The following is a 13,536-nucleotide window of genomic DNA, read 5'->3' as shown; positions in this document are numbered from 1 at the left end:
GACCAGACGACCTGGGTCGATGCGTACGGCCGGGTCAAGATCTGCTACCTGTGGGACGTGGACAGGCCGAAGGACGAGAACGCGAGCTGCTGGGTGCGCGTGCCCTCGCCGTGGCAGGGCAACTCGTTCGGCTCGATCTACGTGCCCCGTATCGGGCAGGAAGTGACGATCAACTACCACGAAGGCGACCCCGACAAGCCCTATATTGCCGACCGGATGGTCAACCGGTTCAGGCAGCCACCGTGGTTACTGCCAGCCAACTACGCACTGAGCGGCACGCGGACGCAGGAACTGAAAGGGTTCCAGGCCAACCAGATCGTCGCCGACGACACGCCCGGCAAACTTCAGGTACAGGTCAGCAGCGATTACGCGCAGTCGCGGCTGATCGTCGGCTACAACACGCGCATCGACGGCAACAAGGGGCGCACGGAAGCGCGGGGCGAAGGCTGGGAACTGGCGACGGACGCATGGGGCGTGCTGCGCGCCAATCAGGGCATGCTGATCAGTACCGAAACGCGTGCGGGTGCGGCGGCTCCCGTCAAGGACATGGGCGAGACGGTGCAGCGGCTCACACAGGCGCGCGAACTGCATGAGGATATGGCGGAGGTTGCACGGCAGCACAACGCCCAGCAGGACGGCGCTGACCAGCGCGACGCCATTGGCGAGATCAAGGCGCAGAACGATGCCATCCGTGGCAGCGCGATAACGGACGGCAATCCATTCCCGGAACTGGCGCGGCCCGACATGGTGCTCGCGAGCGCGGCGGGGATCGGTATGACGGCGGCGCAGAGCACCCATCTTGCAAGCAGGTATGACCTCGCGGTGACGACCGGGCGCGACGTGAGCATTGCATCGGGCCGTTCGTTGTTCGCTGCCGTGCGTGGTGCCGTTTCGCTGTTCGCGTATCAGCTTGGCATGAGACTGATTGCGGCAAAGGGCAAGGTGGAGATTCAGGCGCAAAGCGACCAGATAGCGCTTGCAGCGTTGAAAGACCTCGCCATCAGCAGCACAGACGGCCGGGTCGTCATCACGGCGGCGAAGGAAGTGTGGATCGGCGCTGGCGGCTCTTACATACGGATTGCGGCGGATGGTATCGAGAATGGCACGCCTGGCCAGATTCTTGAGAAAGCCACGTCGTGGGATGTGCCCGGGCCTGCAACGATGAGGATGCCATTGCCGCCCCTTCCGCTCAGCGCCTTGCCACAAGCCGCTGATCATCAATATAAGCAGGTCTTTGATATCAGCACGCTCGTTCCGGCCACCAGCATCGGCTCGTCGCTGGAGAGCCAGCCTTATCGCATCTACCTGTCAGACGGCACGATCCAGCAGCAGGGCATGTTGAAGGAAGGCGCTACGGTAGCCGTCCAGACGTCCAAGCCCACAAGAGTCAAATGCGAGATTGGCGCGGGTGATTGGGGGGTTGTCGAGCAAGGTTATGACGGCATCGAACTGGACGACCAGGACGAAGCGTAACTATCGGGCGATAACGTTGAACGCGCTGGAGGGAATCTGTGAATAAACCGCATCATAAAGGGAATGCGCCGACGCATCCGAAAGCTCCGCCAAGTCCGTTTGTCGAAGTGACTATTGTTTTCCGGGATGCACTGAATCACCCTATCGAGGGACTGGCCGTTCGGGTTGCAGCCGGAACCGGCGCACCGCCGGCTGCCGCCTGGACAATTGGACCCGAAACAGACGAGCCGGCGGTCCCGTTCGCGCCTGAGTCAGATACCCCTGCACCCGTGGCTACAGTGAACAACAGTACCGACGCAGTGACGGACAGGGACGGATACGCGATAACGATCCATAACGCCGCGCGCGACCAGCCGCTTGATGTGCTGGTCAGGAACCGACACGGGCAATATGTACTCAAGGCCACGGTAACGCCGACGAAGGACATAGTGGCCTACGCGATCAATAGTCCCGAATATCACCTGGAGGCAGTAACGCAACTTACGCCCAAGGATGTATTCGAACAGGACCTGACGATTCCGGTAATGAAAGACGGCGAAATCATGACGATGCATCGACTGGTTAACGAGTTCGGCCCTTACATAGGGTCGGCTCAAAAGGTCACGGAGCAGGGAAAGGTGAAAAAGGACTTTCCGACGAAAAAAAAGGAAGTACAGACCGATCCCGCGACCGAGAGACCCAAAACCTCAATCACGATTGAGCATCATTATCGCGTAGTCGATACAGGAATGCCGCGCACCATTGCCATAAATCTGCTTGCATCCAGGTTAAACTCCCCAAAGTCCTTGGATATTTCCGATGCGAAGTACGCCGAGATTGCGAGGAAAATAAATTGTGAAGTTGCTGCTGTTAGGGCTGTCGCCGAGACTGAATCGTCGGGATCAGGATTTTGCGATAATGGGTTGCCAAAAATTCGATTCGAGCGTCATTACTTTTTAAGAGCGTCGTTGCCTGAGAATAAAAGGGCGAGTGGCGTTTGGCAGAAGCAAAAAAATCCTTTCCCAAAAGTGCCTGATTTATCCTGGCCCAAATCAGGAGGCTACAGCGTCGGCAAGCCCTTAGACGATGGGACTTGGACACATAGCGACAGAGACGTTATGTATCAGTACGAGCGCATGATAAGAGCCGCGAATCTCAATTCCGACGCCGCATTAATGGCATGTTCGTGGGGGGCATTTCAGGTAATGGGATACTTCTACAAGGAGTGCGGGTACTCTTCGCCGGAAGCTCTCGCAAATAGCGTAATGACCGGCATCAACGAACAGTTGGATTTATTCTTTGCTTATGTTTCATATGTCAGCCCAATAGCTCTAGACGCGCTCAAACACAAGAATTGGCAAAGTTTCGCGCAAGCCTATAATGGCGCGGACTGCCCCCCGTCCTACGCTGCAACCATGAAGAAAAATTATGACAAATATAAGTAAATTTGGACGCCTCTGCTCGGTGGCATTGGCTGCACTTGCTTGCAGTTCGGCTATATCTGCCGAGGCATTTATTTTCGACAACCCTTTCTTGGTGGCAATGCACTCTGGAGATAGTATCTATGGATACTATGACTCCCGGGATGAAAGATTTTCGTGTTCATTTCTTTTTTCAGGAATTGGTAAAATCAAAAAAATAAATGAAAAATTTTCTAACCAAATAGATATTGAAACATATAGCTTCGACTTTCAGCGAACCTCTTTCGCTTACAAGGACAGGGACAAGCTGTTCGATGTATCGGGAGATTTATTTATTAGGTCTGGAAAATGGGTTATTAGAACGAAAAAGCCTCAAGGTGCATGCAACGGCATCGGAGCCGATTTCGGGAAAGCTCCCGACGATCCCGCTGTGACGCAATTCTCAGTCGAGAAGCAAATTGACGTTATCGGGATTGGAATTGCGAATAAAAAAACCTTTTTCTATCGCAAGCCAGGTGCAGGAAAAGAGAATCGATTTCTGTTGAGAGGAGATATTGCGCTAATAATTTCCAAGCACGGGGACTATACCTATGTCCGGTTTGCGAACCCCAATACCGTTTCGTCGACCCGCGATCCTGTTGTTACCGGATGGATACGATCAGCCGATCTGAAAAACCCTCTCCCGCCCCTCGACCGCTAGTCGCAAAGTATCGTGCATTCGATATTTAAGCAAGGATCAACTTTATGATCGACCTTTACGGATGATGGCGAGGAAGATGATCGGGCGCGCCCCTGGATCGCTGGGCAACAGTCCCGCGCGCACGGACGCGGTCTACGGCGACGTGTGGTTCTTCGTTCCTCGCGGCGCAAAGCTCTTTGCGAATGAGCCTCACCCGTATCGTGAGGACGATAGCTTTCCGGCTATTGCGACGCTGCATCCTCAGGCGCCTCTCGTTCCGGCTGGAACCAGTCGCGATCTGGTTATCCGTATGCATTACGAGAAGGACTGCACGCTGACGTCCTACCAGCAGAATATGGATCTGAGCTGGTCCGTTAGCGGCGCAATGCCTGCGGAAAGCGAGGCAGAATACAACCTGTTCTCGCGGGCAACCGCCCTCAGTCGGCGCTATACGGACAGCAGCCTGGCGAGTCCATTTGAGTATTTTCGGCGGTATGAACGCGCGAAGAATTATGTTGGCTGGTTGGGTAACGTCGAATGGAACGACGGCGGAAAATTCAGGGGGCGAGGATTCAAACAACTTACCGGTCGCGCGAACTATGGGATGTACTTCTCTTACCGCGGGTGGCTCGCTCCGCAGAGCGTCGGGGCTAGATGGTGGCACGACCCTCGATGGTGGGGATTCAATCCGCCGTACTCGTCCGGGCAGCATGCAAACCTGCTGCCAATTCAGGACACGACCACGATCGCGTCGCTCGTCGCATCTCTAAAGCTGCCAGTTATTGACGACCCAGAGGTCGTAGCGGACGAGCCCCTGACGTCAATTGATACGGCTGGTTTTTTCTGGGCCAACAATCGACTTTTACCAATCGCGGACAGCGACAACGTAATCCAACTAACGAACAAAGTGCGCGGGGACCACGCGCAGTCGCCTTCCGACTTTCCGGCAGATGCGCATTTTGATCAGCGTCAATCAGAAACATTGAGAATCAAAGGGATTCTGTTATGAAAAAGATATGGATTGGCATTTTGATTGCTTGCGGACCCTTGTTGCCGGTATCTGCGCAGGATGTTCAAGGAACTTCTATAACCGTAGCCGTTGAAAACGCGAAGTATGTTTTCTCCTGCGACGGTGCCTCCGGTGCTCAATCCATTGCAGTGTCACTGTTGGAGGCGCACGTGGGTGATCAGCGGCTAGTCGGGCCGCAGCGTTTGGATGACGCAGACGATTGTTCGCAAGTAACGTGGACAACGCAGCCAGCCAGTGAATCGGGTGCCCAACTCGTCATGGCCAACCCAGGACAGTTAGGCCTCAATGCACAGATGCTGGTGTACTACGCTGACAAAGACGGCGTTGAGTTTTCTGGATATTTGCCAGTGGCGGCTGATACGTTGACGCCCGGCCAGTTTCGGGTTGTCGGCGCCGACGCCTATGGAGAGTGGGAGCGCACATACGCTTTTAAGAACCACAAATTGAATGTTGCTCAAGAGTTGCTCCTTGTGCAGTCGGGAACAGTATGTGTAGAGCGCAGTGGAACCGTGAAAACGAATCTTCCGTGTGCTGGGTCGACGATTAAGGCAAGCGCAAAAAGCCCGGTTTGTGTCATACAGCAAGATGGCAGAGCGACATTGGCGGCGTCGCGCACCTGTTCGTCGCTAACATTGCGGCGATGACTGCGTGATTAACCCTTGATTATTCGGGTTCTTCACAGCGTCAAATTCGTCGATGCTCCCTCTGCTCCTAACGGTGCAAACCCATGATTGACCTCATCCGACTCGGCGACACCACCGACCACGGCGGCAGCGTCATCACCGCCTCCCAAACCATGCGCTACGCCGGGCGGCGCGTGGCCCGCGAGGGTGACCTCGTCGAGTGCCTGCTGCATCCTGAAGTCCAGCCGAATATCATTATCGAAGGCGACAGGAGGATCACGGATCGCGGTATTCCCGTCGCGCGACAGGGGCATCGCGCGAAGTGTGGATGCAGCCTGATTTCGAGTCTGGTATGAATGGCGAGCCATGCGCCGGTTGCCATCACCGATAACTGTCGCAGAAGACCGTTCGCGTTCTCATTACTGCCTCGCTGCCGTGGGCAACCCTAAAGCCTCTGCTCCATAGCAAGCACCAAAATCCGCGCCCATTGTTTAGCCTGCCGCTCATCCCACATAGGCAAAACCCAAACCTGATGCTTAGGATCCTTGACCTTCAAAACAACCTGCCACTGGGCACCAGGCCGCTGCACCTCTGCCCCAAGCAAGTCAGCAAAAATATAAGCACCCTGCTCTTCGCCGAAACGAATCTCACAAAGCCGCTTGTCGGCAGCGAGCCGCACCGCCCCCCAACTCCCCTTGAGTTCGTGAGTCCAGTCTCCATCCCGAACATTCGCTGCGACTTCTTTCCGACGACGCCACCAATAAGCCAGGGCGGCTACCACGAGCAGGGCAGCCAGCACCGCAACGCCAACAGCAACACCCAGCCCAAAAGCCGCCTGCAAGGCATAAAACGCCCGCACCGCGCCATACACCAGCGCGATAAGCGCAATCAATGCAACGATAATCGGCATCGCAAGCTCACAAGGCAAAAAAACTCAGCCTAGCACGAGCGACGCCCACCTCTCACCGCAAGAGCACAGCAAGAAACCATTGCGAAAATCACGCGGCGCCCAGCTTGAGCATTAAGGCTGCTTATGCGTCGCTGCCCAATCCTTCACCGCCTTCAGCGTATTCTCGACATGCTTCTCCGGCGACAGGCTCGTGTACTCATAGATGATCTTGCCATCCGGCGCGATCACATACGACACGCGATTGGCCATCGACGCGTGCATCGGCAGGCCCGCGTCATACTCGCCGATCACCTTCGAATCGGCATCGGCCGCGACCGGGAATTTGCTGCGGCACTCGCTCACCGAAAACTTCGTCAGGGTGTCGATGTTGTCGTGCGACACGCCGATCACCGTCGCGCCATATTTCTTGTACTCATCGACGGCTTCGGCAAACTCGTGGGCCTCGATGGTGCAGCCCTTGGTGAAGGCCGCCGGATAGAAATACACCACCACCGGCCCTTTCTTCAGTTCGTCGGCCAGCGAATAGGTGTAGGTCTTGCCGCCCAGCGAAGCCTGCGCGGTGAATGCCGGCGCCACGTCGCCCGGCTTGAGGGTCGCCGAGGCCGTCAGCGAATGCATGGCGAATCCGACCGACACGGCGGCGACCAGTGCCGCCGATATGAATTTCTTCTTCATCTGCTTTCTCCAGGCGTGGATGCACGCGGTTCGTTCAATGAACCCAAGGCCGATGCGTTCAGGAGAACGCCGGCCAACTTCGCTATTGGACCACGTACTCACAAGGTACGTCAGAACCAGCCTGAAGGATGCAGAAGTCGTTGCCGTGAACGCGGCCACCGCGAACGCAGTGAAAGCGCGCGATCGGCCAGTCCGCCCGTCAGGCGGCCGCTTCGGTATGCGCGCCGAACCAGGCCGCGGCCGACAGATTCAGCTCGGCCAGCACCTCGGGGGTAAAGGCCACGAAACCGCCCGGCGCGTCGGGGCCCAGCGCGATCGCTGCCGCATCGACGCCCTCGCCGGCTGCCTCGGCGAGGCGCAGCAACGTGCCCAGCTCGCCGCGCCGCGACACGATCGCTTCGCGAATCTGCGGCGCGAGGCCGAGTTTCTCCAGCGCCGCGCCCGGCGAACTGCCGAGCACCACGTGAATCAGGGAAAAAATTCCGGTCATGAACGCGGCATCGGCGAATCCGTCGTCGGCGGGGCGCAGCCAGGCTGCGGCCAGCTCCATGAAGCGCGAGCGCGTCCCCGCCAGTTGCACCAGCGGATCGGCGCGCCACGGCAGGTCACCGGTGTCGGCGTAGAGCAGCAGTTGCGCCCAGCGCGCGATCTGCCGCGTGCCAGTGGCAATGATCGCCTCGCGCAACGACGCGATATTGCGCCCCAGCCCGAATGCGCTCGAATTGACGAGGCGCAGCAGCTGCACCACCACGCTCGGGTTCAGCTTGAGCTCCGCTTCGAGCTCGACGATGCCGGCATCGCGCGACAGCAACGCCAGCAGGCGCAGCAGGCCCGGCCGCGGCGAGCGGTTGCGCGGCGCGGCCAGCACCTGCGGCCGCGCGAAAAAGTAGCCCTGGAACAGATCGAAGCGAAGCTCACGCGCGAGCGCGAAGTCCTCGCGCGTCTCGACCTTTTCGGCGATCAGCGTCTTGCCCTGCCCGCGCACCAGCGCCGCCAGGTCCGGCAGCACGGCGCGGTCGGTCTGCAGAAAGTCGATCTTGACGATGTCGGCGTGCGGCAGCGCGCGGATCAGCTCGTCGGACAGTTCGCTCACGTCGTCGAGCGCCACCTGAAAGCCGGCGTGGCGCAGCTCGCCCAGACGGCGGACCAGTTGCGCGTCGAATTTCACGGTCTCGAGGATTTCGAGCACGAACCGCTCGGGCGGCATCAGATGGACGATGTCGTTAAAGAGCAGCGCACGGTCGATATTGACGAAGCCGCGATGCTGGCCAAGCACCGTCGGCACGCCGATCCCGCCGATCGCGCGCGCCACCACCTGCGCCGTCGCCTGGGCGTCGTCGGTGACTTCGGCGTAGTTATGCGCACCGGCTCGAAACAACAATTCGTAAGCATTGAGCGCGCCGTCGCGATCGAGGATCGGCTGACGGCCCAGATAGACGAATTGGGTGGCGGGCAGCGGTTCAGCGCCTTCGGCGGTTGCGTCGAGCACCTCGATGTGCCGGGCAGTGGCCTTGGCTTGATGGCGTTCAGACATGGAGCATCGGGGCAAGTGTTCGGTAAGCTACGCAGCAGCGACGTCTCAGCCGGCACTGCACAACAGAGGTTTGTCCTATTAACGGACATCGAGTAGCCGCACTTTAACTGAATCGGTCCCGGGCCGCCGCCAGGCCGCGCAAGCGCTTCCTTACCACGTGTTTTTTACAGCAGGCGCTAAAGATTTCCCCGCAGGGGTCGTTATCTCGTTCTGATGGGGCGGCCTGATACCTCTTAACCGCCCTTAAACGGCGGGCAGTGAGCCGCCCCGCCTGCAGACGAATACAGGTTGCCAGCGATAAACATGGAAGCGAACAGGATCACCGCGCCCCGCCGGGGCTCCTTGCGCACGGTCATCGACCGGCTTCGTGCGTTCGGCCGGCGCGTGGACGGCAAACCGCAGACGGCCGCAAGCCGCGCTGCGCAACTGGAACAGGTGGTCGGCGCCGTCGACCTGTTGGCGCACGTCGACGACGAACTGCGCTTCATCTATGTGTCCGAGGCCAGCCTGCGCTTCATCGGCTATCACCGCGAGTATCTCGAGACCATCACGCTGCACGACCTGGTGGCGCCGGCCGACGTGCCACGCCTGGACACCCTGCTGACGCGCGCCGCCGTCTCGGGCAACGTCGAGAAGGCCACGCTCGGCCTCATCAAGTCGCTCACTTACCCGATCACCGTCGAACTGCGCGTGGTGCGCAGCAGCCACGACGGCACCGAAGGCTATGCGATCGCCGGTTTCGACGTGTCGGCCTGGCGCGCCACCGAGGAACGTCTGACCCAGGCGCTGCATCTGGACCGCCTGACCAATCTGGCCAACCAGTCGGCGCTGATCCCGGCGCTGCTCGACGCCCAGCAGCAAGCCGACGCGCACGGCACGCCGGCCGCGCTGCTGCTGCTCGACCTCGACGACTATCAGCGCGTGAATCGCGCGCTCGGCTACGACGCCGGCGACGAAATGCTGCGCGACACCTCGCGCCGCATACTGAATATGACGAGCCCGAGCGAGACCGTGGCGCGCGTGGCCAGCGACGAGTTCGCGATCCTCGTGAAGCCCGCCGCCAACCGCACCGACGCGGCGGCCGCCGCCGAAACGCTGGCGCGGCGCCTCTTGACCGCGATCCAGCAGCCGTATGTATTCAACGGCCAGCAGGTGCATCTGTCGGCGAGCATCGGCATCGCGCTCTATCCCGACGTGCGCCACGCCAACGACACCGCCGCCCACGACACCCACCTGCTGCGCTGGGCCGACCACGCCCTCTTGCAGGCCAAGGCAGCCGGCGGCAACACGCTCGCCTTCTACGTCCCCGACGACAACCCCGCCGACGCCGAACGCCTTAAGCTGGAGGCCGACCTCTACGACGGTGTGCGCAACGGCGAGTTCTCGCTACACTTCCAGCCGATCACGAGCAGCCGCACGCACGGCGTGGTCGGCGTGGAAGCGCTGATCCGCTGGTTGCATCCGGTGCACGGACTGGTGCCGCCGTCCATGTTCATCCCACTTGCTGAGTCGATCGGCCTGATCAACTTCCTCGGCAACTGGGTGTTGAAGGTGGCCTGCATGCAGTTGATCCAGTGGGACGCGAAAGGCATCGCGTTGCAATACGTGGCCGTGAACGTGTCGCCGCAGCAGTTCCGCGATCCGCGCTTCAAGGACTCCGTGCGCGAGGCGATCGAGTTGACCGGCATCGATCCGCGCCGCCTCGTGTTCGAGATTACCGAAAGCCTGCTGATGCACGACCCGGCGCATGCCAAGGGCCTGCTCGAAGACCTGACGGCAATGGGCATCCGCTTTGCGGTCGACGACTTCGGCACCGGCTATTCGAGCCTGGCTTACCTGCAACGCTTCCCGCTGGCCAAGCTCAAGATCGACAGGAGTTTCGTCGAGAATCTGCTAACCTCCCGGAACGATCAGGCAATCGTTAGCGCTGTCGTGGGCCTCGCTCAGACACTGGATCTCGAACTGGTGGCCGAGGGCGTCGAAACGGAAGCGCAGCGCACCCTGCTCACCGAGATGGGATGCGACCACATCCAGGGGTGGCTCGTCTGCAAGGCGCTGCCCTCCGACGAACTCGCGCAGCGTTTCGAAGCGCGCACGCTTCACTTGCACAGCGCATAGCAATGCAGGCAAAGCACTCATGTAGCGGCTCATCTGCCTGCTCATGCAGCGGAACAAGCCGGCCTCTGGCCGGCGTGGCACTCATTGGAACATGTATGGCTTTGGCGGGACTCACATGGTAAAGGCGGCGGTGCTCGACCGGCTCTGGACGCGAATGAGCGAGCGCGGCGATTTCCCCATGCTGTCGCAATCGCTGCGCTCCACCATGGCGGCGATGAACAATGACGACCTCGACTTCACCGGCCTCGTGCAGGTGGTGCTGTCCGACTTCGCGCTGACGCAAAAAGTGCTGCGGCTCGCCAACTCGGCCATGTACATGGCGTTCGGCGGCAACATCACGACCGTGTCGCGCGCGCTGATGGTGCTCGGCATGGACGCGGTCGGCCATCTCGTGGTCGGCCTGAAGATCGTCGATCACTTCCATCACAGCGCGCCGCGCCGCATCGACGCAAAACTCGAACTGAACCGCACGCTGCTGTCGGGCTGCGTCGCGCGCAAGCTGACCGAACGCGGCGATCTGCGCGCGGGCGAAGAAGCCGTGGTCTGCACGCTGATGCGGCAGATCGGCAAGCTGCTGGTGGTGTTCTATCTCGACGCCGAATGGGATCAGATTCGCCGCCATATGGACGACGGCACGCTCGAAGCCGATGCCTGTGTGCTGGTGCTCGGCGTGACCTTCGACGAAATCGGCGCCGAAGCCGCCGTGCGCTGGCGTCTGCCCGACATGATCCGCTCCGGCATGGGCGAGTTCGACCCGCAAGACGTCACGCAGCCGCGCCAGGTGCAGTGGCTGCGCGCCATCACCAATTACTCGACGGCGGTCGCCGACGTGCTCACCCAGCAGAACATGCCGGACTGGGAGCGCGAGCAACGCATCGCCGAGCTGGCGCAGGAATATAGCGGTGCGCTCAACACCGACCCGGAAGTGCTGCTCGAAATGAGCGTGGCGCTCGCCCGCGAGGAAGGCGGCGACGGCGTGATGCGCGAAATCGTCGAGTTGCGCGCCAATGCGGATGCGATCGCGCGCGAGGCGCTCAATCCCGAGGCCCGCATCGCGGTGGGCGTCGAAGATCTGCGCGGCCTGCCCGACGGCAGCCCACTCCAGCCGGCGCTGGCGATGGCCGCGGAAACGCTGCTCGCCGGCCTCGGCTTTGCGCGCACCGTGGTGTTCGTCAAGCACAGCAACGGCACCTTCAAGGCGCGCCTCGGTCTCGGACCGAAGATCGACGCGGCGTTGCCCAAGCTAACCTTCAATACCGCCTTCGAGCCCGACGTGTTTCATCTGGCGATCGCGAACTCGGTGGGCATTTTCATCGAGAACGCACGCGACCCGAAGATGGTCGCGCGCCTGCCCGAATGGTTCCGCCGCTCATTCGACGACGCCCGCGCCTTCGTGCTGCTGCCGGTCGTCGACGAAAGCGACACGACCGTGGCGCTGCTCTACGGCGACTGGTCGCATAGTCAGGAACCACGGCGCATCTCACAGAAAGAGATGAGCGTGTTGAATGAACTGGCCAAGGAGTTAGGCCGTTTTTTCGGCTTGGGGCAGATGCGGGAAATGGAGACGATGTGAAGACCTGGCGTGATCGTTGATCACGGCGCTTCACTCTCACCTGTTCTGTATTTGCCCGACGCCACGTTGAAGTCGAGTCAGGCTCGCCGAGGCCGCCATGCATGGCATGCCGCGGCCTCCCGCTGAATCGCGGACCTCAATCCTCGATTCGTTCCAGCCCTTCCGCGCTGCGGTCCGCGACACCGGCCCACGCGCCCGCCGCTAGCCCCAGTTCCGCGACCTCTTCCACCGTCAACGGCTGCAAGCGCGCGCACAGCGTTTCGATCTCATCCCATGCGCCGCGTTCGAGCGCTTCGACCGCGCTCAGCAGCAACCCCAGCACACCCTGTCGATGCAGGATGCCTGCCTGGATCGGACGCGACAACGTCAGCACGTTCAAGGTGCTTTCGAGCGAGCCGCCGAACACCGCGTCGACGAATGAAAACACGCCGGTCAGGAACGCCGCATCGGCTTCGTCGCGGCCGGCTTCGGGCAAGCGCTCGATCGCGAGTTCCATGAAACGCGCGCGGGTCGCAGCGAGTTGCAGCAAAGGATCGTCCTCGAGGGCGACTTTGCGGCCGTCGGCATAGAGCAGCAGTTGCGTCCAGCGTGCGATGCGGTTGGTGCCGGTCGCGTTGATCGCTTCGCGCAGCGTCGTGACTTTGTGGCCGACGGCGAGGCCACTGGAATTCGCGAGCTTCATCAGGTGCATCACCAGCACCGGATTCAGCTTGAGTTCGGCTTCGAGTTGCGCGACGGTCGGATCGCCCGAGAGGAGTTGCAGCAGGTTCAGCAACGCATGGCGCGGCGCGCTGACGCGGCGCGAAGCCGAGGTCTGTGCGCGCGCGAAGAAGTAACCCTGGAAGCGATCGAAGCCGAGTCCATGGGCCGTTTCGAAATCGGCTTGCGCGTCGATTCCCGAGGCGACCAGCAGCTTGCCCGCCGACTTGAGCACGCTCGCCAGTTTCGGCAGCAGCACGCGCGGCACGCCCGTGAAATCGATCTTGACGACTTCCGCGTAAGGCAGCAGTTTGGCGAAGGTTTCGTTGGGCTGGGTCACCTCGTCGAGCACGAAGCGATAGCGGCGGCCGTGCAACTTGACGATGCGCGCCACCAGCGCTTCGTCGAACTCGATCGCCGGCGCCAGTTCGAACATGAAGCGCTCGGCGGGCAGCCGCAGGATCGCGTCGTCGAATAGCATCTCGCGGCTGACGTCGACATAAGCCGGATGCCCGGTCAGCGCGCCGCGCACGTTGCCCTGAAGCAGGCCGTGAATGATGGCTCGCGCCACGCGTTGCGCCGGATCGGGCGCGCGGCACGACGAGGCGTCGGCACCACTGTTCGCGTCCGCGGGGGCTCGTGCGGCCTCCAGCATGTCCGCGGTCAATTCCGGTGCGCGCACCTTGATCTCGTAGCCGCACAGCATGCCGTCCCGATTCAGAATCGGCTGTCGCGCGAAGCTGGCATTCAATTGCGCATCGTCCGTTGCACCCGTGCGCCCCGGATTCTCGATTGCGATGGTGGTCATTGCACTCCCCCGCT

General features: G+C 60.8%; 12 protein-coding genes. 8 read left to right on the top strand and 4 right to left on the bottom strand.

Annotated elements, in window-relative coordinates; translation table 11 throughout:
- The 6 genes from ACQKRQ_RS37890 to ACQKRQ_RS37865 form a co-directional block, all read left to right on the top strand.
- Positions 1 to 1,473, top strand: a 1,473-nt coding sequence (locus ACQKRQ_RS37890) for a DUF2345 domain-containing protein (RefSeq protein WP_427482773.1), incomplete at its 5' end; no start/stop codon positions are given.
- A 38-nt stretch (positions 1,474 to 1,511) separates the two neighbouring features.
- Positions 1,512 to 2,897: an N-acetylmuramidase family protein gene (locus ACQKRQ_RS37885; protein ID WP_427482772.1), complete on the top strand. Its 1,386-nt coding sequence runs from the start codon at positions 1,512 to 1,514 to the stop codon at positions 2,895 to 2,897.
- Positions 2,881 to 3,573: a hypothetical protein gene (locus ACQKRQ_RS37880; protein WP_427482771.1), complete on the top strand. Its 693-nt coding sequence runs from the start codon at positions 2,881 to 2,883 to the stop codon at positions 3,571 to 3,573. The genes ACQKRQ_RS37885 and ACQKRQ_RS37880 overlap by 17 nt, the downstream gene beginning before the upstream one ends.
- Positions 3,574 to 3,649: 76 nt before the next feature.
- Positions 3,650 to 4,561, top strand: coding sequence for a hypothetical protein (locus ACQKRQ_RS37875; RefSeq protein WP_427482769.1), 912 nt, complete (start codon positions 3,650 to 3,652; stop codon positions 4,559 to 4,561).
- Positions 4,558 to 5,226, top strand: a complete 669-nt coding sequence (locus ACQKRQ_RS37870) for a hypothetical protein (protein WP_427482768.1) — start codon at positions 4,558 to 4,560, stop codon at positions 5,224 to 5,226. The genes ACQKRQ_RS37875 and ACQKRQ_RS37870 overlap by 4 nt, the downstream gene beginning before the upstream one ends.
- An 83-nt stretch (positions 5,227 to 5,309) precedes the next feature.
- Positions 5,310 to 5,561 (top strand): PAAR domain-containing protein, encoded by a 252-nt coding sequence (locus tag ACQKRQ_RS37865; RefSeq protein ID WP_427482766.1) that lies wholly within the window; start codon positions 5,310 to 5,312, stop codon positions 5,559 to 5,561.
- A gap of 89 nt (positions 5,562 to 5,650) precedes the next feature.
- Here ACQKRQ_RS37865 and ACQKRQ_RS37860 read toward each other — a convergent pair whose 3' ends face one another.
- The 3 genes from ACQKRQ_RS37860 to ACQKRQ_RS37850 form a co-directional block, all read right to left on the bottom strand.
- Positions 5,651 to 6,115: a hypothetical protein gene (locus ACQKRQ_RS37860; RefSeq protein WP_427482764.1), complete on the bottom strand. Its 465-nt coding sequence runs from the start codon at positions 6,113 to 6,115 to the stop codon at positions 5,651 to 5,653.
- Positions 6,116 to 6,226: 111 nt separating this feature from the next.
- Positions 6,227 to 6,790, bottom strand: coding sequence for a peroxiredoxin (locus ACQKRQ_RS37855; protein WP_132375034.1), 564 nt, complete (start codon positions 6,788 to 6,790; stop codon positions 6,227 to 6,229).
- 199 nt (positions 6,791 to 6,989) lie between these two features.
- On the bottom strand, positions 6,990 to 8,324 hold the full coding sequence (locus ACQKRQ_RS37850; RefSeq protein ID WP_427482762.1) for an EAL and HDOD domain-containing protein: 1,335 nt from the start codon (positions 8,322 to 8,324) through the stop codon (positions 6,990 to 6,992).
- 303 nt (positions 8,325 to 8,627) lie between these two features.
- Between ACQKRQ_RS37850 and ACQKRQ_RS37845 the strand changes: the two genes are divergently transcribed.
- Both ACQKRQ_RS37845 and ACQKRQ_RS37840 read left to right on the top strand, forming a co-directional pair.
- The gene (locus ACQKRQ_RS37845) at positions 8,628 to 10,442 is read left to right on the top strand and encodes a putative bifunctional diguanylate cyclase/phosphodiesterase (protein ID WP_427482760.1); all 1,815 of its coding nucleotides are present in this window, start codon (positions 8,628 to 8,630) and stop codon (positions 10,440 to 10,442) included.
- A 115-nt stretch (positions 10,443 to 10,557) separates the two neighbouring features.
- Complete coding sequence (locus ACQKRQ_RS37840) at positions 10,558 to 12,015, top strand: HDOD domain-containing protein (RefSeq protein WP_132375037.1); 1,458 nt, start codon at positions 10,558 to 10,560, stop codon at positions 12,013 to 12,015.
- Between the two features lie 136 nt (positions 12,016 to 12,151).
- On the opposite strand, the gene ACQKRQ_RS37835 is transcribed toward ACQKRQ_RS37840, so the two are convergent.
- Positions 12,152 to 13,522, bottom strand: a complete 1,371-nt coding sequence (locus tag ACQKRQ_RS37835) for an EAL and HDOD domain-containing protein (protein WP_427482758.1) — start codon at positions 13,520 to 13,522, stop codon at positions 12,152 to 12,154.
- Positions 13,523 to 13,536 lie beyond the last annotated feature (14 nt).

This window comes from Paraburkholderia sp. NPDC080076 (genome assembly GCF_050281145.1).
GTDB lineage: Bacteria > Pseudomonadota > Gammaproteobacteria > Burkholderiales > Burkholderiaceae > Paraburkholderia.
Note: the sequence above shows the minus strand (reverse complement) of the source record. Positions and strands in the feature narration are given on the sequence as shown.